Origin of the sequence: Latilactobacillus graminis DSM 20719 (assembly GCF_001436415.1) — a bacterium.
GTDB lineage: Bacteria > Bacillota > Bacilli > Lactobacillales > Lactobacillaceae > Latilactobacillus > Latilactobacillus graminis.
Genome location: NZ_AYZB01000072.1, coordinates 1 through 21,948, shown reverse-complemented (window position 1 = coordinate 21,948; position 21,948 = coordinate 1). Strand labels below are relative to the sequence as shown.

The 21,948-nt window shown below is 40.0% G+C and carries 27 protein-coding genes and 1 pseudogene; 20 read left to right on the top strand and 8 right to left on the bottom strand.

Annotation, left to right across the window (positions count from 1 at the left end; all coding sequences use genetic code 11):
• Positions 1 to 295: 295 nt before the first annotated feature.
• Both FC90_RS09025 and FC90_RS09020 read right to left on the bottom strand, forming a co-directional pair.
• Positions 296 to 1,702 carry a C69 family dipeptidase gene (locus FC90_RS09025; protein WP_057908908.1) on the bottom strand — a complete coding sequence of 469 codons (1,407 nt, stop codon included), beginning with the start codon at positions 1,700 to 1,702 and terminating at the stop codon, positions 296 to 298.
• A gap of 202 nt (positions 1,703 to 1,904) precedes the next feature.
• A complete protein-coding gene (locus FC90_RS09020) occupies positions 1,905 to 2,342 on the bottom strand; it encodes a MerR family transcriptional regulator (protein ID WP_057908907.1) in 438 nt (145 codons plus the stop codon).
• 112 nt (positions 2,343 to 2,454) lie between these two features.
• On the opposite strand from FC90_RS09020, the gene FC90_RS09015 reads away from it, so the two are divergent.
• Complete coding sequence (locus tag FC90_RS09015; RefSeq protein ID WP_057908906.1) at positions 2,455 to 3,426, top strand: alpha/beta hydrolase; 972 nt, start codon at positions 2,455 to 2,457, stop codon at positions 3,424 to 3,426.
• 80 nt (positions 3,427 to 3,506) lie between these two features.
• Positions 3,507 to 3,887, top strand: coding sequence for a hypothetical protein (locus FC90_RS09010; RefSeq protein ID WP_057908905.1), 381 nt, complete (start codon positions 3,507 to 3,509; stop codon positions 3,885 to 3,887).
• 46 nt (positions 3,888 to 3,933) lie between these two features.
• Here the strand turns inward: FC90_RS09010 and FC90_RS09005 are convergent, their stop codons facing one another.
• The 5 genes from FC90_RS09005 to FC90_RS08985 form a co-directional block, all read right to left on the bottom strand.
• Positions 3,934 to 4,197, bottom strand: coding sequence for a hypothetical protein (locus tag FC90_RS09005; protein WP_057908904.1), 264 nt, complete (start codon positions 4,195 to 4,197; stop codon positions 3,934 to 3,936).
• 14 nt (positions 4,198 to 4,211) lie between these two features.
• Positions 4,212 to 5,504, bottom strand: a complete 1,293-nt coding sequence (locus FC90_RS09000) for a PTS sugar transporter subunit IIC (protein WP_057908903.1) — start codon at positions 5,502 to 5,504, stop codon at positions 4,212 to 4,214.
• A gap of 97 nt (positions 5,505 to 5,601) precedes the next feature.
• On the bottom strand, positions 5,602 to 6,456 hold the full coding sequence (locus FC90_RS08995) for a MurR/RpiR family transcriptional regulator (protein ID WP_057908902.1): 855 nt from the start codon (positions 6,454 to 6,456) through the stop codon (positions 5,602 to 5,604).
• A 9-nt stretch (positions 6,457 to 6,465) separates the two neighbouring features.
• Positions 6,466 to 7,368, bottom strand: a complete 903-nt coding sequence (murQ, locus tag FC90_RS08990) for an N-acetylmuramic acid 6-phosphate etherase (RefSeq protein WP_083482046.1) — start codon at positions 7,366 to 7,368, stop codon at positions 6,466 to 6,468.
• A gap of 13 nt (positions 7,369 to 7,381) precedes the next feature.
• Positions 7,382 to 8,077: an alpha/beta hydrolase gene (locus tag FC90_RS08985; RefSeq protein WP_057908901.1), complete on the bottom strand. Its 696-nt coding sequence runs from the start codon at positions 8,075 to 8,077 to the stop codon at positions 7,382 to 7,384.
• Positions 8,078 to 8,212: 135 nt separating this feature from the next.
• On the opposite strand from FC90_RS08985, the gene FC90_RS08980 reads away from it, so the two are divergent.
• The 5 genes from FC90_RS08980 (at position 8,213) to FC90_RS08960 (ending at position 12,712) form a co-directional block, all read left to right on the top strand.
• A complete protein-coding gene (locus FC90_RS08980; RefSeq protein WP_057908900.1) occupies positions 8,213 to 9,103 on the top strand; it encodes an N-acetylglucosamine kinase in 891 nt (296 codons plus the stop codon).
• Positions 9,100 to 10,188 (top strand): DUF871 domain-containing protein, encoded by a 1,089-nt coding sequence (locus FC90_RS08975; protein WP_057908899.1) that lies wholly within the window; start codon positions 9,100 to 9,102, stop codon positions 10,186 to 10,188. The genes FC90_RS08980 and FC90_RS08975 overlap by 4 nt, the downstream gene beginning before the upstream one ends.
• Positions 10,189 to 10,397: 209 nt before the next feature.
• Positions 10,398 to 10,637, top strand: coding sequence for a hypothetical protein (locus FC90_RS08970; protein ID WP_057908898.1), 240 nt, complete (start codon positions 10,398 to 10,400; stop codon positions 10,635 to 10,637).
• A gap of 24 nt (positions 10,638 to 10,661) precedes the next feature.
• Entirely contained in the window at positions 10,662 to 12,077 is a 1,416-nt protein-coding gene (locus FC90_RS08965) for a glycoside-pentoside-hexuronide (GPH):cation symporter (RefSeq protein WP_057908897.1), read from the top strand.
• A 203-nt stretch (positions 12,078 to 12,280) separates the two neighbouring features.
• Positions 12,281 to 12,712: a GNAT family N-acetyltransferase gene (locus FC90_RS08960; protein ID WP_057908896.1), complete on the top strand. Its 432-nt coding sequence runs from the start codon at positions 12,281 to 12,283 to the stop codon at positions 12,710 to 12,712.
• Here the strand turns inward: FC90_RS08960 and abc-f are convergent.
• Positions 12,709 to 14,220 (bottom strand): ribosomal protection-like ABC-F family protein, encoded by a 1,512-nt coding sequence (gene abc-f, locus FC90_RS08955; protein ID WP_057908895.1) that lies wholly within the window; start codon positions 14,218 to 14,220, stop codon positions 12,709 to 12,711. The genes FC90_RS08960 and abc-f overlap by 4 nt on opposite strands.
• Before the next feature lie 740 nt (positions 14,221 to 14,960).
• Between abc-f and FC90_RS08950 the strand changes: the two genes are divergently transcribed.
• The 13 genes and pseudogenes from FC90_RS08950 to FC90_RS08895 all read left to right on the top strand — a co-directional run.
• Entirely contained in the window at positions 14,961 to 16,355 is a 1,395-nt protein-coding gene (locus FC90_RS08950) for an APC family permease (RefSeq protein ID WP_057908894.1), read from the top strand.
• A gap of 63 nt (positions 16,356 to 16,418) precedes the next feature.
• The gene (locus FC90_RS08945) at positions 16,419 to 17,507 is read left to right on the top strand and encodes a YibE/F family protein (RefSeq protein WP_057908893.1); all 1,089 of its coding nucleotides are present in this window, start codon (positions 16,419 to 16,421) and stop codon (positions 17,505 to 17,507) included.
• Positions 17,507 to 18,253 (top strand): YibE/F family protein, encoded by a 747-nt coding sequence (locus FC90_RS08940; protein WP_057908892.1) that lies wholly within the window; start codon positions 17,507 to 17,509, stop codon positions 18,251 to 18,253. Before FC90_RS08945 ends, FC90_RS08940 begins: the two co-directional genes overlap by 1 nt.
• A 70-nt stretch (positions 18,254 to 18,323) precedes the next feature.
• A complete protein-coding gene (locus FC90_RS09575) occupies positions 18,324 to 18,452 on the top strand; it encodes a hypothetical protein (protein ID WP_004270533.1) in 129 nt (42 codons plus the stop codon).
• A gap of 269 nt (positions 18,453 to 18,721) precedes the next feature.
• The gene (locus FC90_RS08935; RefSeq protein ID WP_057908891.1) at positions 18,722 to 19,087 is read left to right on the top strand and encodes a hypothetical protein; all 366 of its coding nucleotides are present in this window, start codon (positions 18,722 to 18,724) and stop codon (positions 19,085 to 19,087) included.
• Entirely contained in the window at positions 19,084 to 19,362 is a 279-nt protein-coding gene (locus FC90_RS08930) for a hypothetical protein (RefSeq protein WP_057908890.1), read from the top strand. The genes FC90_RS08935 and FC90_RS08930 overlap by 4 nt, the downstream gene beginning before the upstream one ends.
• Before the next feature lie 3 nt (positions 19,363 to 19,365).
• Complete coding sequence (locus FC90_RS08925; RefSeq protein ID WP_057908889.1) at positions 19,366 to 19,740, top strand: hypothetical protein; 375 nt, start codon at positions 19,366 to 19,368, stop codon at positions 19,738 to 19,740.
• Between the two features lie 91 nt (positions 19,741 to 19,831).
• On the top strand, positions 19,832 to 20,002 hold the full coding sequence (locus FC90_RS09250) for a hypothetical protein (protein WP_157053056.1): 171 nt from the start codon (positions 19,832 to 19,834) through the stop codon (positions 20,000 to 20,002).
• A gap of 3 nt (positions 20,003 to 20,005) precedes the next feature.
• On the top strand, positions 20,006 to 20,371 hold the full coding sequence (locus FC90_RS08920; protein WP_057908888.1) for a hypothetical protein: 366 nt from the start codon (positions 20,006 to 20,008) through the stop codon (positions 20,369 to 20,371).
• Positions 20,368 to 20,643, top strand: a complete 276-nt coding sequence (locus tag FC90_RS08915) for a hypothetical protein (protein WP_057908887.1) — start codon at positions 20,368 to 20,370, stop codon at positions 20,641 to 20,643. The genes FC90_RS08920 and FC90_RS08915 overlap by 4 nt, the downstream gene beginning before the upstream one ends.
• 3 nt (positions 20,644 to 20,646) lie before the next feature.
• Positions 20,647 to 21,018 carry a hypothetical protein gene (locus tag FC90_RS08910; RefSeq protein WP_057908886.1) on the top strand — a complete coding sequence of 124 codons (372 nt, stop codon included), beginning with the start codon at positions 20,647 to 20,649 and terminating at the stop codon, positions 21,016 to 21,018.
• A 275-nt stretch (positions 21,019 to 21,293) separates the two neighbouring features.
• Entirely contained in the window at positions 21,294 to 21,659 is a 366-nt protein-coding gene (locus FC90_RS08900) for a hypothetical protein (RefSeq protein WP_057908884.1), read from the top strand.
• Positions 21,656 to 21,948, top strand: a pseudogene (locus tag FC90_RS08895) (hypothetical protein); the annotation flags it as partial. The gene FC90_RS08900 and the pseudogene FC90_RS08895, both read left to right, overlap by 4 nt.

Below are 21,948 nucleotides of genomic sequence, written 5' to 3'. Positions count from 1 at the left end.
TTGATTGGCGTGATCTTAATTGGTTTGGTAGTTACGACTAAGTATTATTTGAAAAAAGTGAATAAATAAGCTATGATTCGAAAGTATTAATTATTGACCTTAACTCGTGTCACAAGGATGCAACAGTCTTTACGGAGATTGTTGCATTTTTGGTTTGACCAAGATCAATATTTACAGCAATAAAAAGTGGCCAACGCTTGATAGCGTTGGCCGTTTTGTGTGTAGATGTAGTGTATCAAGTAAAATGCTGATGGCTGTTCCTAATATGGAACAGCAAGGTGGTGATAGCAGCTAATTAATCATTTAAGTTATAGCGTAGTTTCATGTGCTCCGAACCTGAAACAACCATTTGACCAAGCAAGGCTGTTTGACGTTTGAGCGATTCGCTGGCTAGTTTGTTATTAGCGGCTTCCAAGAAGACTGTGACGTCTTTTTGATCAGCGAAAGCTTTATCAGTTTCGTTTTGGATTGCGTGATAAGCACTCATGGCTTCGAGTTCGAAGGTGTTGCGCATATCAACATAGAAGTCATAGTCTGTATCGCCGAGTAAGGCAGTTGTACAGCTTAACCAATACATATTGTTAAGGTCGAAGGTTCCAGTGGCATTTTTATATGATTCAGGTGTGTCATTAACATTGGCATAAAATGGTACGACGGTATTGAAAGTATTAGCACCATAGGCTAACCAGTGAATGCCGGCGATTTCGGTAGGAACGTTGTTACGAATTTGTAGAATGTGCACGTTGTGATTCCGATTGATTCCGATTGGACGGAAACGGGTTTTAATCTCTTCAGGAGCACTACCGTAAGGATCATATTCTGTGTTTTCAAAGTGAGCACTCAAGACAAATTTGACGTCTTCGATTGAAATCTTACGGTTGGCATGGCAGATGAATGGTAAATCTTGATCCATTGGCGCTTGTTTGATTTCAGGATTGAAGTATTGTTGACCGTACCATGTCCGGGGGTTGTTATAAACGGTATCTTTGATTGAGGCACTACCGAAAATGTGGCGGAGATTGTAACCGTCAAAGTCAGGATTTAAGTTGTTATCATCAATCAAGGTTTTTAAGTCAGCTGAGCAAAGAGTATCGGCTGAATCAAAGTCGAAATGATCGATGTTCATCCGGTTAGGGGCAACGACGTAAGCGTCATCTGGGATACGAACGGCCGCCCAGTGATGACCGCCAATTGTTTCAAGCCACCAAACGTTGTCTTGGTCAGAAAAAGCAATCCCGTTTGGTTCATAAGTACCGAATTCTTCGAGGAGGGCGCCTAAACGTTCGACCCCTTCTTTAGCACTGTGAATGTAAGGTAAGACTAGTGTGACGATGTCTTCTTCACCAATTCCACCAGAAATAAAAGGATCAAGTCCTTGAATCCGAGGGTTAGTGGTAATCGTTTCGGTAGCAGACATTGTGACGTTTTCACTGTTAATCCCGGCTGCTGGCCAAATGCCATTGGTCAATAATGAGTTAGGAATCGAAGTATAGCGCATTGGGTTGTCAGGTAATTGGATTTGAACGCCGCTAATCACCGCTTGATAATTCCGGGGTTGATCTTCAGGGTTCACGACAACAAAGCGTTGTGGATCTAAAGCTTCATGGCCATCATCATTTCTAGAAATCATGGTTGAACCGTCAATCGAAGCTTTTTTACCGACTAAGACCGTAGTACATGACCCTTTAATTGGTTTTTGCATGTCAAAACACTCCTTTTATTTATTACCCATAGTATAACGCTTTTGGCGAAAAAATGGGGGAGTGGGCGGGGAATCGGGTGAAAGGATTATTTGATTGACGGATACTGCTCAACTAAGACAGGTTCTGATGAAGTATGCTGATTTAGCTTATGTTATTAGAATGCCAGACATGTCGTTGTGCAAAAAATAAAGTTTAAATTTATTAGATATGCGAGCGTTCATACGCTTGTTTGATATCTGTTGGCATTTGGTCAGGTACCATTGCGACCACCGTTTCTTCATTACCAGCCTTGATAGCCTCTGTGCAATACCATTGTTTATAACGTAACATTGCACGGACCTTTTCGAGGCTAGCAATTTCGGCCTCAACGGCGACCATTTGCTTTTCGAAAAGTGTTTTGCGTTGGCCAAATGTTTCGTTGCCAGCTTGATTCCAATCCATAAATTGTTTAATTGCTTTGATTTCCAGTCCCGACTTTTTCAAACATTCGATGACGCGTAAGGCTTCGAGTTCGTTGTCTGAAAATTGACGAATACCGGAAACACGTTGAATATCGGGAAGTAAGCCCGCTTTATCATAATAACGAATGGTCGAAACGGGTAGGTCGAACATGGCTGCAACTTGGCCGATAGTATACATTGAATCATTCCTTTAAAATTATTTTGAGTTTTTCCTTGACCTAAAGTCAGGTTTAGGTATTAACATCGTAATATACTTAAAAAACGAAGTCAAATAAAGGAGTAATTCAGAAATGACAACAATCACAATTGATACCACACAAACTTGGGATAAGGGTTTCCCACAAAGTGCCCGCGTTGCACATCGTAAAGTAACATTTCCTAATCGATTTGGCATTACGCTTGCAGCTGATTTGTATATGCCCAAGGCGGGCAACCAGTTACCAGTAATTGCCGTTAGCGGTCCATTTGGAGCTGTAAAGGAACAATCTTCTGGCCTATACGCTCAAAAAATGGCCGAACAAGGTTTTTTAACAATTGCCTTTGATCCTTCATTTACCGGTGAAAGTAGCGGTTTTCCGCGCGACATTGCCTCTCCAGACATTAATACGGAAGACTTTCAAGCAGCCGTTGACTTTTTGACAACACAACCGAATGTTGATCCTGATCGGATTGGGATTATCGGAATTTGTGGTTGGGGTGGCATGGCATTGAATGCGGCAGCAATTGATACACGAATCAAAGCCACTGTTACATCGACGATGTACGATATGACACGTTTGAATGCATTTGGCTACAATGATGAGATGGATGCTGATGCGCGGTATGCAATGCGCGAAAGTTTGAACGCCCAACGGACAGCAGATTACCAAAATGGTACCTATGCTAAAGCTGGTGGGGTGGTTGATCCACTGCCAGCGGATGCTCCCCAATTTATCCAAGATTATCATGCGTATTATAAGACACCGCGTGGCTACCACCAACGCTCAGTCAATTCAAATCAAGGTTGGAATATGACGTCGGCATTATCTTTTGCGAACGCGCGCTTATTGCAATTTACGAGTGAAATCCGGAATGCCGTTTTAATGGTCCACGGCGAAAAAGCCCACTCATTATACTTCAGTCAAGATGCTTACAAGCAATTGACAGGTGATAACAAGGAATTGATGCTTATTCCGGGCGCATCGCACACTGATCTATATGACCGTGTTGATGTGATTCCATTTGAAAAGATGACAGCCTTTTTTAAAAAATATTTAGCTTAAATAATTGAAAATCGCCTTCCTGAAAAGTGGGCGTTTTTTTGGTATAATGGACTCTATCATATTTCAAGGAGTTTTAAGTAATGACTCAAACCACTTTAATCACCATGCAGCCGAGTGATCAGGCGACGGAGGTGACGCAGATTTACGCGCCAGGTAACGCAGCCAATCGTGTGTGGGCTGCTAAACAGTCCAACGTTCAACTGATTTCGATTCCAGGGTATGTTCGCTTTGGTGATCATATCGTTAATTTTTTCGTTAAAAAGATTGTGAAACAAGGCGATGTTTCGGCATACAGCAACATGTTACAGTTCGTCTACTTCTCACATATGGTGGCTTATAACGTGGCAAATACGCCAGTTGAAAGATTAGTTTTTGCGACGCAAGATCTAGCGACTAAAGTATTGATGCAGTTTGATAATCAAGCACGTTATAATGATCAAATGACAGTCTTAGCCAGATAATATAGAAAAGCCCCGCTCAAATGAGCGGGGCTTTTCTATATTATAATTATTGATTTAATTGCTGCACATAAGCATGTTGTTCAATCATGAAATTAATGGCAAAAACAGCACATAAAGCGTATAGAATACCATCAATTCCAGTTGGTATATGGGACCAAATAACATGTGGGACAATTAAAATTAAAAAGGAGAGCAAGCCCCAAATCCAGCGGTTAATTAAAATTCCATGCTGATTTAAAAATTTTAATAGGTATTGGCAGCTAACTAACAGTATTAGAAAACCTAAAAATATTAAAATCCAATAGAGCATACTGAGTTCTCCTTTTATGCAGTTTCTGTAGCTGCTTTAGATTCATCTGCAACCATTTTTTTATCATACGCCTTGATGAATGGGTAGTAAATAATAGTTGCAATGACAAGGTTAACGGCAATTAAGATGACAATTCGCCAGTCGTTCCCAGCACTAAGGAAACCACCGATTGGTGCGGGTAATGTCCAAGCTTGGAATGTTGAAAAGCCATTTACAAGATGTAATTTAATTGCGGTGTATGAAACGGTTGTTAAAACAAGTGGTACAACATTGAACGGGATGAAGAGGTATGGGTTAAGAATCATGGGTGCCCCGAAAATCATTGGTTCATTAATATTGAAAATTCCAGGAATGATTGAGAATCGACCAACTTCACGTAAGAATTTTGATTTACAAATTGTGATGAAGAGTGCAGCTACAACGATTGTAGCGCCAGCACCACCAATTGTAACAGTCCATTGGTAGAATTGTTCGGGTGTCACGTAAGGAAGATGCGTTGCTGATGTACCAGTTGCCAATGCTTTGGCATTATCGTCGAGCATGATAAGCCACATTGGGCGAACAACGGAACCAACAATACTCATTCCGTGAATCCCAAATGACCATAGAATATGAATTAAGAACATTGGGAGTAAAGCACCAAACAAGTTGTTACCAAGTACGCCGGTGATTGGTTTGAATAATGTAAGTAAAGCATTATTTACATCAAAGCCTGCAATGTCGCGAATAATCCATAATGTCACTAAGATAGTTGCGCCAGGAATAAGTGCTTCGAAAGAACGTGCGACAGCAGGTGGAACTTGTTCAGGCATCTTGATTGTAATCTTATGAATGGAGAAGAAGCGATAAACTTCTACAGCAAAAATCATTGCTAAAATCCCAGTAAACATCCCACTAGCACCCAAGCTCCCCATTGGTAAAACAAAACCGAGTGGTTTGTCTTTAGGTGTAAGAACGTTAACGGGCATTTGTAGCATGAAGAACGCACCAAGGGATAAAATCCCACCAGTAGTTGAGTCTAACTTATATGATTTCGCCAAGTCAGATCCCATTACAAAGGTTGCGTAGATTGCCATTAAACCCATCGTCATTCTAAATGGTAGAGCAATTGTAGCAGCGTAGGGTGTTAATAAATCGGCTAATGGTTTATACGGAATGTTAACAAAAATTAAGAAGAAACTACCAATTAGAATTAATGATAAAGTTGAGACAACCCCATTTCTAATGGCTAATAAATGTCTTTGTGTACCGACTTTAGCCATAGGCGGAACGAGTTTTTCCTCAACCCATTTCATAAATTTTTCCATGGTTAAACCTCCAAGATTTTATTTAAAGCGCTTACCATTATATTAGCACATAGAAATAATATTTCAATATATAAAATTAAAAAAATATAATGAAATATTATTTCGAAGATTTCTTTTGCGTTGTTTTGATAATTTCTGCTGATTTACCGAGTCGCTCAATACTTTGATCGTAGTTATGACTGACATATTCATAAAAAATAATATCAACAACAGTAAATTGCACAAGTAGGGAATTAGTCGCGGCAATTCGATCTGGAAACTCAATTGGTTGGCTTGTGTGAACAGCTATCGTACTTAATTTAGAAACACTATTATTTCCAGATTGAGTAAGGGATAGAATGGGGACGCCAACTTGATTAGCAATTTTTCCAACTTGAATGGCATCTGATGACTCACCAGAGTTAGAAATGATCCAAATTAGATCATTCTGATTGGCGTTTATTAATAAGGGAAGTAAACCATCCAAATCATTAAATGGTGTGACGGCAATCCCGATTCGTCCCCATTTTTGAGCAATGTTTAGTGCAGTTAAGTAGGAGGCGCCAATCCCGAAAACGATTAAATTTCTAACCTTTGATAATCTTTTACTAATCATTTGTAATTGCTGGTCATCAAGTTGAAGAACTGTTTCGTTCAATGAGGTTTGCGCATTATAAAGCAGCTTGTCTTTAATTGAATTAACTTGTTCGCCCTTTGTAATATCTGGATGAAAAGTATTTGTGGTTTGTGTTAAGTCGGCGGCTAATTCAATTTTAAGGGGTGTAAAACCATCCACATTAATTTTTTTTCCGAGCCGGATGACGGTGGCAGCGCTAGTTTTAGATTCTGAAGCTAATTGCTGCACAGTCATCTGTAGAACGGAATCTGGTTGATTCATGATATAGCTAGCGACTTTTTTTTCAGCACTTGAGAAAAGACTGTAATGTTTTTTGATTTTGGCAATAATAGGCATAGTTGTCTCTCATTTCTTTAAGAGTGCAGCGATAGCGAGTGCTACGCGGTCATCATTGTTTATTAAAGCAGCAACTGCTGATTGATAATCAACAGTTGCGCTCAGCATCACAATTGCAACTTTTGCAGATTCGTGTGCTTCGAAGTATGCTTTTTCTGCAACAGCAGCTGTTGTACCGGTTGCTTCTTGAATAATTGACTTTGCACGGATTTTTAATTTTTGATTTGTTGGTTTTAAGTCTACCATGAGATTGCCGTAAACTTTTCCACATTTAATCATTGTGGTTGTTGAAAGCATATTGAGCACTAGCTTTTGAGCAGTTCCTGCTTTCATTCGAGTAGAACCGGTAACGACTTCTGGACCAACGATGATTTCAAGTGGTAAATCGGCATGCTGGCTAATAAGTGCATCTTTATTGCAAGCAATTGAAGCCGTTTTAACACCTAAAGAATGGGCGTAATCTAAACCACCAATGACGTAGGGGGTTCGTCCACTAGCAGCGATACCGATTAAGAAGTCACCAGGTTGGAAATGTTGTTTTTTAAGATCCTGGACAGCTAAATCGGCATTGTCTTCTGCGCCTTCAACAGCTTCGTACATTGCTTGTTGACCACCAGCCATAAGTGGGATGAAACGGTCGGGTGAGACCCCATAAGTTGGTACAATTTCGACAGCATCTAGAACACCTAAACGTCCGCTAGTACCAGCACCTAAATAAAATATCCGGCCGTCATTTTTAAAGGTAGTGGTCATTTCTGTGACAATCTTACTCATTTGTTCCAATAATTCAGGCTGATTGATTGCGTAGGGCACACTCTGATCTTGTTGATTAATTAGTCTTAAGACATCAAGTGTATCGAGCTGATCTATTTTAAGTGTTTCTGGATTACGTTGTTCGGTTGTTGAATACATTATAATCACTCCATTATTTTTTTAAGGGTAACCAAGCGAGTGCTTGGATTAGTGCTTGGTTCCAAAATAGCCAGTCATGTCGTCCTGGGCTAAAGACAACTTTACTAGCGGGGTTTAAAGACACTTTGTCTAGAAAGTGTTGATTTTGTTGAAATAAAAAGTCATCAGCCCCAATCGTCCAATAAATGGGTGTTTGAGTTAACTTAAATGGTTTTGTTAATTGATAATTAGTTAAAGGTTCATCTAAGAAAACATGACGATAATCCGGCATCAATGATGGTACGATTTCCAAGTCAACTAAGGGAGAGAGGACGACTGCGGCTTGAAAAAATTCAGGATATGCGTTGAGCCATTTGAGGGTTCCAAAGCCGCCCATAGAATTGCCCATAATGAAATGATCTTGGGCTTCCGGAGACAATGGTAATAGTTGGCTGAGGTAGGTAGGCAAACTATGCGTCAAAAATGAGAAACAAGCTTGTCCATCTGGTTGATCAATGTACCAACTACGAGGAAGAGAAGGGATGATAACTGCTACTTGATAATCGGCAACTAATGTTTCAAGGTAAGTTTTTCGTTGCCAAGCACTACCGTCATCACCTAGCCCATGAAGGACATAGAGCGATTGCAATGGTCCGGTAATTTTATCCGGTAACATAATCGTGATTGTTGTTTGATTATCAAGGATGGTGTCGTTATATTTAAGCGTCATTAGTGCGATAGTAAGGACCACCTTTGTTCTGAAATATAAATTCAAAGTATATAAAAAGTTGAAATAAAATTTCTGTCTGTTTATAATGTATTCGTATTCATGAAATTAGTCAAGCTCTGAAAGGAGATACTTATTATGCAATATCGAATTGGGATAGATAGTGGTGGCACCCATGTGGAAGCAGAAGCTTGGGCAGAGGATGGGACGTTACTAGGAACAGCAAGTGCTGGACCAGGTAATAGCTTATTAAACTACGAACAGACTCTTGTTAATTTAGAAACAGTTATTGAAACGTTACTTAATCAAAATAAAGTGCATGAATGCCAATTGATTTTAGCGGGCGTTGCAGGTAGTCAGAGTGCAAATAATCAAACAGTAATAGAAGCATATTTACTGAACCGATTCTCAATATCTGTAAAAATAATTTCAGATGCTGATTTAGCAATGTTGAAAGGATTTGGGTACAATCCCGGCATATTAGTGATTGCAGGAACGGGTTCAATTGTTTTAGGACAAGAAGGTTCCAAGCGATATCGGATTGGTGGCTGGGGGCATCTATTAGGAGATGAAGGTGGTGCGTATGACATTGTCAAACATTGCTATCAACAGATGACTCAGGAATTGAATCAGCAGTTAGAAGCCGGACCGATGACAACGTTAATCCTAAGGGCTTTGAATTATGGATCACCAACGGAAGCGATTAGTGATTTTTATCAAATGTCACGACAGCAAATTGCTGCACAAGCTCGGATATTAGCGGAACAAGGTCAAAATAATGAACAGTTTAAAAGTGTAATTGAGGTATGTGCTAATCAGTTAGCGCAACAAATTCAATTAATGCGGGAGCGTTTTTTAACTGATAAACCAATCAAAATCGCTTTGACCGGCTCAGTTTTGACGCATAATCAATTATTAAAGCACCATGTAGAGGAACAAGTGGTTCAAAAGAGCACGGTTCAATTTGTAACACTTGAGGGCAGTAATGCGGCTGGTGTAAAAAATTTTATTCTGGAGGATTTCAAATGACTTTTCGGCAATTAGGCTTATCTATTTATCCTGATCACAGCATTCCACAAGAAGACGAAGCGTATTTAGAGTTAGGCTGCCAATATGGTTTTTCTCGTCTATTCATGAGTATGTTAGAGGTTGGTGATATTGCAAAAACGAAAGCAAAATATCAACATATTATCCAAGTTGCGAAAGATTTGGGTTATCAAACAATGATTGATATTTCACCACGTATTTTTAATCAATTGGGGATTAGCTATCAGGAACTCGGCTTTTTTGCTGAATTAGGTGTTGATGGGATCCGATTAGATCAAGGATTTGATGGGAGTACAGAAGCCCTCATTAGTTATAATCCATATAATTTAATTATTGAGTTGAATATGAGTAATAACGTTGCCTATTTGGATAATATTTTAAGTTATCAAGCAAACGAACCATACGTTTTTGGGTGTCATAATTTTTATCCACAAGTGGGAACTGGGTTAACAGTCCCATTCTTTCTTGCATGTAGTGAGCGATTTAAAAAGCACGGTATTCACACTGCCGCATTTGTCGCAAGTCAAAACGGTGATCAGGGACCATGGAATGTAAATGATGGTTTACCAACACTTGAGAAGGATCGTTATTTACCAATTGAAGCTCAAGCTAAATGGCTATTTGCAACGGGGTTGATTGATGATGTCATTATCGGTAATGCTTACGCGAGTGAGGCTGAATTGCAAAGTTTAGCAGCGGTTAATCGGTATCAATTAGCTTTTACACCAGAGTTGATGCCAGATATTGCACCGGTTGAAAAGGAAATATTGTTTGGAATGCAACACTTTAGACGAGGGGATAGTAATGCGTTAGTCGCCCGTTCAACACAATCTCGTGTGATTTATAAAGCAACGCCTAACGCGCCACATGATTCCGAGAAAAAGTTTCAAATTGGTGATATTGTGATAGGCAATGATCAGTTTGGAATTTATAAAAATGAGGTTCAGATTGTCCTTGAACCGCATCAAGATAGCCGCAAAAATAAAGTGGGACGAATTAAACCGGAGGAATTAGATTTATTAGAAATGCTTCAACCGTGGACAAAATTTAAATTTCAGACTAGATAGGTCAAGGCCACTCACAGAGTGGTCTTTTTAAATTAAACTACCGGATAAAAATGACGTTTTCAAATAACCGTTTACATTTTACTAAAAGTTTAGTAAAATGAAAGCGTGATATATAAGAAGCCGGTTACATTAAAGCCGTTGTAAACCTGATGGGGCTGTATGGCATTAATGGTAAACGCTTACTAATCAAAAGAAAGAAGCGATATAGGATGAACGAAAATAAAATTATTATTGATGCAGATCAATTTGCTGCCGCAATTATTGCTGGGAATCCCAAGCAAACCAACGAAGACAACAAGGTCTATATCAAGCGGCAATTAACGTTGTATCTGGAATCAGTTTTACTGGCCAGTGATTTCAATTCATTGGAAGAAAATCAGTTTGGCTCAGCAAAAGAAAAACAACGGCAAGCTATTTTGGAAAAGATTATCGAACACCGTTACCACTAAAAATGAATTGAAAGGAAACCTAATATGAAAAAACTAAAAGATATTAAACAGTACAGTTCTTATGCTTTTGGGGCTTTTGGGCATGATGCCTTTTATGCAACACTGAGCACTTATTTTATGATGTTTGTTACAAGCCAATTATTCGATACGAAAAATGCAGCTTTTAATTCAAAAATGATAGCCTATGTTACTTATATGATGATGATCATTCGGATTGTTGAAATTGCTTTTGATCCGCTGATTGGTGGAGTGGTCGATAATACTCGGACCCGTTGGGGGAAGTTCAAGCCCTGGCTGTTAGCTGGTTCAATTGTTAGTTCAGTTGGGTTAGCCATGATCTTTACTAACTTTGGGGGTCTTGCAACAAGTAGCCCTTACCTTTACTTAGTCCTTTTTGCAATTGTTTTCTTAATTTTAGATATTTTTTATTCGTTTAAGGATATTTCATTCTGGTCAATGTTACCGGCTTTGAGTGTTGATTCGGAAAAACGAACGAAATTTGGCGCAATTGCACGTTTCGGCTCGACTTTGGGAGCTCAAGGTGTAATCATCGTCATTGTGCCGATGGTTGTTTTCTTCTCACAAGTATTCTCAGGGAGCCATGGTAGCCAACAAACAAGCGCTGGATGGTTCGGGTTTGCCGTTGTCATCGGACTAGTCTCGTTTTTAGGGGCTTTAGCCACCATTTTAGGAACAAAAGAAGAAAAAAGTGCTATTCGTGAAAATACTGAAAAAGTTCGTCTGCGTGATGTTTTCAGTGTCATTGGTAAAAATGATCAATTAATGTGGTTGTCACTTTCGTACTTCTTATTTGCCTTTAGTTATGTCATTACTAACTCGTTATTATTATATTACTTCCGATATGTTATGGGTCGTGCAGCAGCCTTTTCAACGGTTGGGGTCATTACTGCGATCTTAGGGATTATTTCAGTTGCGTTATTCCCAACGTTAGTTGCGTTGATTCGGCGTCGGGCTATCTATCTTGGTGGGATTGCCATGATGATGGTTGGCTACATTCTCTTCTTATTTGCGGGGAGCAACTTAGTGGTTGTTTTAATTGCAGTTGGATTATTCTTTTTCCCATACCCACTTGTCTTCTTAGCTGCTTTGATGACAATTACAGATAGTGTTGAATATGGTCAATTGAAAAGTGGTACGCGGAACGAATCAGTTACTTTGGCAGTACGGCCTTTGTTAGATAAATTAGCAGGCGCTTTTGCTAACGGAGTCGTTGTGACGGCAGCTATTCACGCCGGTATGACTGGAAATGCCAAACCAAGTGACATTACAAGTGCTGGTTTATTACAATTCAAGATGTACATGTTCTTTATCCCAATGATTTTATTGATTATTTCGGCTTTGATCTTCATGGCTAAAATTAAATTAACCGAAGCGAAACATGCTGAAATCGTTACTGAATTAGAGAAAAAATTAGATTAATTGGGACAAAAACTATCAAAAAACATCTCATAATTAAGATTAGTGGTTTAAATCTTAATTAGTGAGATGCTTTTTTGTGATTAGGACGAGGGCTATCATCAAAACTAAAATAATAATTCTCAGCGATAAGATGGCTGGATAATTATGTTTATCCAGGAGTAGTCATCGCTATTGAGGCAAATGCTTGTTTGGAGGGCTATATGATGCAAGTTGAAAAAATAACGCTTAATTCAGCACGTTTAAAACAAATACTAGCAATTTGGTTAGCAGGGAATCTGCAGGCACACGCCTTTATTCCTGCTACTTATTGGGAGGACGCGCAAGCGAAAGTAGCAACACAGCTGCCACAAGCCGAAATTTGGACGATTAGTAGTGGGAGCAATCTTGTTGGTTTTGCAGGGGTGGTTGACAGATATCTCGCAGGTTTTTTTATTGTCCCTGAACAACAACATCGTGGTGTTGGTCGGCAACTGCTGACAGCGCTTAAGGAACAATATCCGACTTTAATGTTAGCTGTTTATGTGAAAAATCAACGAGCCGTTCGGTTTTATCAAGAAGCTGGCTTTGTAAGGGTTGCCCAGCAAATCGATGCAGAAACGAACGAAATTGAACAAATGATGCGCTGGTCGCGTTAGTCCGGCCGAAGTGCATAGGTGTGGGTTGCAACGGCGGTCACAAAAGCGACGTCATGTTCGATAAATAAAAGGGTTGGCTGCTGATTAGCAACCATGGTTTGAATCTGTTCACGGGTGATGACATCTAGGTAATTTAACGGTTCATCCCAAAGGTAGCAATCGGCTTCTTCACAGAGCGAGCGGGCTAATGCTACTTTTCGTTTTTGGCCCATACTCATCGTTGCTAAGTCGTGGTTAAATAAAGCTCGCTCAAAGCCAAGTTTGCGGAGCATACTCAAAAGTTGTTCATGAGTTACGTGTTTAGCGGCCGCAAATTTAGCGAGTGAACCACTAAGATGATCGAAGTCTTGGGGGAGATAAGATATTTTTAATTGGGGATTGAGTTTTAGTTGGCCGCTAGTAATGTGATCTGTATTTGGTAGTGTGAGTAGGGCTTTAAGCAGCGTTGACTTACCCGCGCCATTAATTCCAGTGAGTGCCACTTGTTGGCCTGCTTGTAAAGTAAACGATAACGGTTGATTCAGTGAACGGCCACCTTGTTGTAAGACGAGTTGATCGGCGCTGATGACGGTTTGACGAGGTTTGAGAGGCCGTTGATTCAGCGACAATGGGGCGGTGATTTCCACGTTCTTGAAAAGTTGCTGTTTAGCGTTGATGGCCTTTTCAGCACGGTTAGCCATTGTTGTTGCGCGTTTCATAACTTTGGCGGCACGGTGGCCGATGAACCCTTTATCGAGATTGGCGCTTTCGGTTTTGACACTAGCAGCATTTTTTCCTTTTTCGGCCGCGTGAGACCACTGTGCTTTTTGGTGTGCCGTTTTTGTTAGACGCTTGATATCCCCCTTGAGTTGTCGGTTTTGCTGTTGCTCATAAGCGGTTTGTTGATTGTGGGCTACTTGCCAAGTCTGGTAGTTGCCTTGATGAACAGTAATATCAGCGCGGTTAATGGCTAGAACATGGTCGATAACTTGATCTAAAAAGGACCGATCGTGACTGATGACGATGAAGCCCGCTTTTTGGTGGAGGTAGCTAGCAACTACTTGGCGACCTTGTTGATCTAAGTGGTTAGTCGGTTCATCGATTAGTTGGAAATGTGCATCGTCGATAAATAATAAGGCTAGTAACATCTTGGTCTGCTCGCCGGGACTGAGTGCATTAAATGGTTGCCAGACAAGTTCAGGGGCCACCTGTAATAACCGTAATTCGCGTTCAACTTGCCAAAAGGTGGCGTCATCGAGCTGTCCTAATTGCATTAGGATATCACGGGTCATTTGAGTTGAATCTGGGATGGCTTGAGGGAAATATTGAAATTGAAGATCTGTAACCAACTGGCCAGTAAAGGGTAATTGATGTTGGAGCAGTTTTAATAACGTTGTTTTACCGCGACCATTACGACCGATTAGACCCAGTTTCCAACTGGCGTCAAATTGAAGCGTGACATGGTCGAACAATGGCTGTGTTTGATCTGGATAGTTAAATGTGAGTGCTTTGAATTGAATGGTACCCATGAATTATCACCTCATTGATTGAATGAGATTGGCCCAGTTGTCGTTAAAAATGCACAAAAAAAGACGCAATAACAGCGTCTTTTAACAAGTCTGATCGTCACTGACCTGAAAATCAACGCAAGCAATCTCTAACGGCAATCGGAAATAAACAGTCTACGCGCGGGCATGAACAGTTTGTACCAATCGAGTTGTCAGAAAATTAGCCTGCGATTTTCAATGCCAGTCACATCCTTTGAATAAGTTAAATTTGATTTTAGCAGATTGTTTTTAGAAAAACAACTCCTAAAATAATTCTTTACAAGTAACTGGTTATCCCCTATACTAAGTAACTAATTAATAACAAGGAGGGTCTGTCATGAATTCAATGCAACGTGTTGCCTTTAGCTTTTTCTTTAAGCTACCCAGTAATCGACTGGTTGATTAAGGAGAAGGCATTTGATTTGAAATGACAGACCTTAATGAATTGGAAGATGGCTGGGTAACCCCGAGTCATCTTCCTAGTGGCGCCCACTAGTGAAGACTAGTGGGCGCCTTTTTTGTTATTAAGATGAGTGCGACTTGAACGATTTGGCTTCGAGTATAACCTGAGAAGCGCAATGGTGGGCGTACGACCGCCATTGTGATTCTGTAGTTAAGCGGAGAAGGCAGTTCAAGAGCACATTAAAGAAGTGCGACAAAGTTGGTAGGCGGCGAGTAAGCGTCTATTCGAGTGAATAAGCGAAAAATAAGGAGAGGTCCATATGGGATTAATGGCAAAAGTATTACGAAAAGAATCACTTGAACGTTATTTACAACAGGATCAACGGTTAGCAAAAACATTAACGGCAAAGGATTTAATCGCATTGGGCGTGGGAGCAGTGATTGGGACCGGGATTTTTATCTTACCAGGGACGATTGCAGCGTTGCATAGTGGCCCGGCAATCACGATTTCATTTATGATTGCGGCGGTTGTTTGTGCGATTGCGGCGATGTGTTACGCCGAATTCTCATCCGCATTACCAGTGGCTGGGAGTGCTTATTCATACGGCAACATTATTTTCGGTGAATTAGTTGGTTGGCTGCTTGGTTGGGCTTTATTCTTAGAGTATATGTTATCGGTCGCGGCGGTTTCAACCGGTTGGGCGGCCTATTTTGTATCATTTATCGAAGGCTTTGGCATTCAGATACCGCGTGCAATGACTGGCCCGTTTGATCCAGCGCACGGTACTTATGTGAATCTATTTGCAATGCTGATTGTCGGCCTGATTGCACTGTTATTAATGCGGGGAACCCGTTCATCAACGCGAATTAATAACATGATGGTGTTGATTAAATTAGGCGTCGTCTTGCTTTTCATTGGCGTGGGGATTTTCTACGTGAAGCCGGCTAACTGGCACCCGTTCATGCCGTTTGGGGTCAGCGGCGTTTTCAAAGGTGCGTCGCTAGTATTTTTCGCTTACCTCGGTTTTGACTGCGTGTCAGCGTCCGCAGCAGAAGTGAAAGATCCACAAAAAAATCTTCCGATTGGCATTATTGGGACATTAATCATCTGCACCGTACTCTATATTTTAGTAGCGTTTGTTCTCACTGGAATGGTTCCATATCGTAAATTAGATGTTGCTAATCCGGTGACATTTGCGCTACAAGTCGTCCATCAAAATTGGTTCGCCGGTCTGATTTCATTCGGTGCATTGGCAGGAATGTTTACTATGATGTTGACGATGACTTACAGCAGTTCGCGGCTCATCTATTCCATCGGCCGCGATGGCTTATTGCCAAAAGCGTTCGGTAAAGTGACTGCCAAACATCAAACGCCAACTAACAGTATCAAGATTGTGACGATGATTATCATGCTGCTGGGCGGGTTCGTCTCACTGGATCAATTGACTAATTTGGTAAACATCGGGACATTGGTGGCTTTTTTCTGGATGTCGATTGGTGTTATTCCACTGCGCAAACGCAAGGACATTCCGAATAAAAATGGCTTTAAAGTTCCATTTTATCCAGTCCTACCGTTAATATCAGGAGCGCTCTGTTTATTGATGATGTTTGAATTACCCAGAGTCACTTGGATCGCAGCGACAATCTGGTTCGTCATCGGATTAGTGGTCTACTTTACGTATGGGATTTTCAATAGTCGCTTAAATAATAATTAAATCAGCTTTAAAAAGGCTGACGTTCATCCGTAGAAACGCTAAAATAAAGCAGAGGTGACGACTGTGGTGAAGCATAAACGGCTGTGGATTGGTCTCGTAGGGAGTGTCATTTGCATCCTCGGCATATTGGGGACATATTTCAATGCTGGTTTGTATCAACAACCGATTATTCGGGTAATGCGGGTTCAGACAATTAGTCGTGAGAAACAGACTGACGAGTACCAAAATGAAGATACAGAAGTAGTCCAGCGGGTAACGGGGCAATTTTTGAACACTAAGCAAAAAGGAAAAACGATTACGTTGCGTAATACCTATACAGCATCACAAGCGATGTCGACGCGTTACTATAAAGGGGAACAAGTTTTTTTGCATCGTGATCAATATTTGAAAAAATGGTCCTTAAACGAACCCAAGCGCGATACAATTATCGTTGGCTTAACGTTATTGACATTTAGTCTCTTGTTGTTGATGATGCTCAAGCGTGGTTTAATGACCTTATTGAGTGTCTTGGTCAATCTCGTTGCATTCGTCTTGACGTTACATTTAAACGCCTTGACGGGTGGTCGGTGGTTATTACCGATTATGTGTGGCTTAGCAATCGTTCTAACGGGTTTAACCCTGCTTTTAGTGTTAGGCCCCAATCGTCAGATGCTCGTCGCATATGGTGCGACAATTGGTGCGACGTTCCTAGCGCTGTTTCTCAGTATGGCGGTCTTGAAATTGACTGGGGATCAGGGGTTGCATTATGAAACAATGGCTTATGAATTACAGCCGTATAAAACGGTCTTCTTAGCGGAAGTCGTGCTTGGGATTTTAGGCGCTGTGATGGATGAGACGACCGATATTTCATCGTCACTCCAACAATTAGCAATTGAACAGTCGAACGTCACAAAGGCTGAATTATTTAAATCAGGGCTAACGATTGGCCGCGAAATTATTGGACCGCTAGTTAATGTGTTGTTCTTCTTAGTGATGGCGGATGCTTTTCCAATTATTTTATTATATCTACGCAATGGCAATACAATTGCGTATACCTTATCGCGAACTGTCACATTGAGCCTTACACAGACGGTGATTAGTGCGATTGGGATTACTTTGGCAGTGCCAGTGACCAGTTTGTTGGCGAGCCAGTTAGTGCGGGTGCGACGCTGATGATGCTATTGACAGGAATTTTATTGATATTATTAGTGCTGGTTTGCGGTTGGCAAGGATTGACAATTTTCTTTACTCTCAGTTTAAATTTTGTCGTGATTATATTAGCCCTCGTTTTGGTAGCCGGTGGATTTGAACCACTAATGGTTAGTGGCCTGTTGAGCCTGATTTTATTGGCGACGTCCATTTTCATGAATACTAAGCAGCCATTAACGGCTAAGACGGCGTTTGTGACGTCGTTAATCGTGGTGGTGGTCTTACTGGTCATTATCGTGCCACTTAGCCAACTAGCAGCCACCTACGGCTTTGGTGCGGAAGATGCAGAAGAGATTGAGGGTTTCGGGCTCGCAATCGGCCTATCGTTCCAAAAAATTAGCATGATGATGATCTTTTTGGGCAGCCTAGGAGCAATCGCCGAAACAAGTATTGCGGTTGCCAGTGGCTTAGTGGAAATTCTCGAATACGATGCGCAAATGGCACCTAAGCAACTCTTTAAAGCGGGGATTGCGATCGGCGAAAAAATTATCGCGACGGCTTTTAATACCCTGTTTTTTAGTTTTTTTGGCAGCTTCTTGTCATTGACAATGTGGTTCATTCAATTAGGCTATCCACTCAGTAAAATTGTGAACCATAAAATTTTAATTGGTGAGGTGCTGGCGCTGTTAATCGGAGTGATTGGGGTCATAGCAACCGTTCCGTTAACCAGCAGGCTCCTAAACTATTTCAGAAAACCAAAAGACGAATAAAGTTAACTTGAAAAATAAGTCAATTCAGATTAGAATAATAGAATATATGCACGAAAGGAGGAAACGCGCAATGTCACAAAACTTACATGTTAGTGTTTCTGGTAACCGTCGTCCTGTTAACCAAAACAATGCTAAAAAACGTAATGCTGAAACAGCTGCTGTATTGAACTTCTTGAAGGAACGTAAATCAGCTAAATAATTATAATGAATTTTTTCAAAATAATGTTAAAAGACCATCTAAAAGTCGCTTAAAAAGCAGCCTTTGGATGGTCTTTTAATATATTCAGAAGTAAATACATTAAAAGTGACGTACATAAATTCAAATTATTGCATATTAATATAATAATATAGCGGTAGAGAATAATGTTTGATATACTAAATGCTAGATAGCACGAGGGAACGTTTCGATATATAGTTAATAACATTCACCTTGTGAGTGGACAACAAATCTAAACGAAGATGTAAATATTGAAAAAGAAAACATGGATAGCGATATTAACCGTTTCAATAGTGGTTTTATTAGGAATTGGAATAGGAGTGAAAATGAAGATGGATAAAAAAGATAGTAATCTCGAAAATCAAAGAACAGCGGCAATCGGTGTGAAGAAAATTCAACCTGGTGTTCAGAAAATTCATTTTACAGCTGAAGGAGGAATAGATGGCGGTGGAGATTGGTCAGCTAATGCTGAATTAGTTGTGAATGGAAAGAGATATGAGGAAATACTAACAAAAGATGGTCTGGGAGTAGGGGATGATTTACCAGAAGGAAATACAGGAACGACAACGCCGGTTAAGGTTGTTTACAGTGATAAAAGTGAGGAGGTCATAAAATGAGTACCGCAAAACAGTTCAACACAATAGATAATTGGGTCTACAAGGTTGATAAAGTAAAGAGTCAACCTCCATTAAGACCTGGGAAAACGTTTTATGAAAGTTCCAAAGAAAAAACTGGTCAAAAATTCCAAGTCCTCAAAACCATCGACACTAATGATCCTAAAAATAGTCATGGTTACGACGCTAACGGGTTTCAAGGCATGGTAGTCGCACCGGTTAACAAGGAAGGTGAGGTTGATTATTCACATAGCACAAGCGTTAGATTGGGGAGATAAATAATGAAAAAACAAACATGGGTAGCAATCTTAGTCATTTTAATAGTTGGTATATTAGGAATTGGAATCGGAGTGAAAGTGCATATGGATAGAGTGGAAATTAATCAAGAAAGAGAAATAACTGTGCAAGCAAAGAAAATGTTTAGAGATATCGAAAAAATAAAAATATTAAGCCGTGGGGAAGCAAGCCCGGGCAGTCCATTTTTTATTATCGAAATAACTAACAATAAAAAGAATGTATATAAAGTTGAATTAGATTTGGGCGATGCAGAGACGTATAGTACAGTTCAGAATAATACCGACTTTAAAATTCAAATGGGAGAAACAATTACTAAAATCCAAGTTACGCATTTATCCGGGGAAAGGGAGAATGTTTGATGCCTACAGCTAAGGAGTATTCTAAATTAGATAATTTTGTATATAAGGTTGATGAAAAAGAGAAATATTTCCCAAGAGAAAGGGAGACCAGGTGGTAACAAAGGGTGGCACATATGAAGTCCTCAAAACCGTCGATACCAACGATCCTAAAAATAGTCATGGTTACGACACCAATGGGTTTCAAGGCATGGCCGTTGCGCCAGTGAACAAGGAAGGTAAAGTTGATTATTTACATAGCACGAGCGTTAGATTGGGGATATAAATATTGAAAAAACAAACGTGGATAGCAATTATAATAGTTTCGATAGTCATTATATTAGGAATTGGAATCGGAGTGAAAGTAAAGATGGACAAAAAGAATAGTAATCTCGAAAAGCAGAGAACAGCAGCAATTGGTTTTATAAGGGTTCAGTCTGGTGTTGAAAAAATTGAGTTTCTAAAAGACGGTTTTAACTCGGGTTCAGGAATATGGTCTATTAGTGTCAATACTATCGTAGATGGTAAGAAATATGAAGAAATTCTAAATGAAGATGGTTTGGACGGTGGAGATCCGCTCCCAGATGGAAACACAGGAACAGCAAAGCCTGTTGAGGTAATATATAGCAATGGTAGAAGAGAGATTCTTAAATGAAAACTGCGGAACAATACTCAGTTCTTTCGGATAAAGTATATAAAGTCGATATAAAAAATAAGGAAAACGTATATAGAGTCGGCAAGGATATCTATGATAATCCTAAGTATACTGACCAGAAATTCAAAGTCCTCAAAACCATTGATACCAATGATCCTAAAAATAGTCATGGTTACGACACCAATGGGTTTCAAGGTATGGCCGTTGCGCCAGTGAACAAGGTTGGCGAAGTTGATTATTTACATAACACGAGCGTTAGATTGGGGATATAGATTTTGAAAAAACAAACATGGATAGCAATTTTAATAGTCTCGATAGTTGTTATATTAGGAATTGGAATCGGAGTGAAAGCGCACATGGATAGAGTGGAAATTAATCAAGAACGACAAATTGCGGTACAAGTTAAACAGATGTTTAAGGATATAAGGGAAATTGAAATCAAGGACGTCCACTATAATTCAAGTACGGGATATACTCATGCGAATGTAAATGTTTGTCAAAATGATGGTGCCACTTTTTTTGTAAATATTACACTTGGAGAACCTAAAACATTTGTTGGTGGGACAGAAGCAATGAGACAACAAGGAAAAACAGAGCAAGAAATTGAAGTATTTTACAAAAATAGGGAGAGTGAGAGAATTAAATGATGAATTCGGAACAATATAAGTATATTTCTGATAATGCTTATGAAGTAGATTTGAAAAAAATCCAGATCCAATTCGATTTGACAATAACAAAACCCATTCAGTTAGCACACCTGGTCAGAAATTCAAAGTCATCAAAACCGTCGACGCTAATGATCCTAAAAATAGTCATGGTTACGACGCTAACGGGTTTCAAGGCATGGCCGTTGCGGCCAGTGAGTAAGGTTGGCGAAGTTGATTATTTACATAGCACGAGCGTTAGATTGGGGATATAAATATTGAAAAAACAAACGTGGATAGCAATTATAATAGTTTCGATAGTCATTATATTAGGAATTGGAATCGGAGTGAAAGTAAAGATGGACAAAAAGAATAGTAATCTCGAAAAGCAGAGAACAGCGGGAAAGGGTTTCATAAAGAATCAACCCGGTATCAGTAAAATCAAGTTCATGCAGGATGGATCATACTCTGGTGCGGGTGTGTGGTCAGTAGGCGTTAACGTATATATTGGTGAAAAAAAATATAAAGAGATTTTTGTAGAGAATGGATTAATGGGGGGCGAAACACTGCCCGATAAGGATCTTGATGCAAGTCAGCGTGTTAACGTAATTTATAGTGATGGTAGGAAGGAGATTCTCAAGTGACAACGGCTAAACAGTATTCTCAGATTGATAAAGTGATTTACGATATTGACAGAGTAAAGAGGGGGCAAGAGGCGTTTAGAGAAGGGTATACGTTTTTCGAAGAATTTCCTGAAAACAAGGGCGTACAATTCCAAGTCCTCAAAACCGTCGACGCTAATGATCCTAAAAATAGTCATGGTTACGACACCAATGGGTTTCAAGGCATGGCCGTTGCGCCAGTGAGCAAGGCCGGGGAAGTTGATTATTCACATATTACGGTCGCTTATGCCGGCACCAATCAATCTGATTT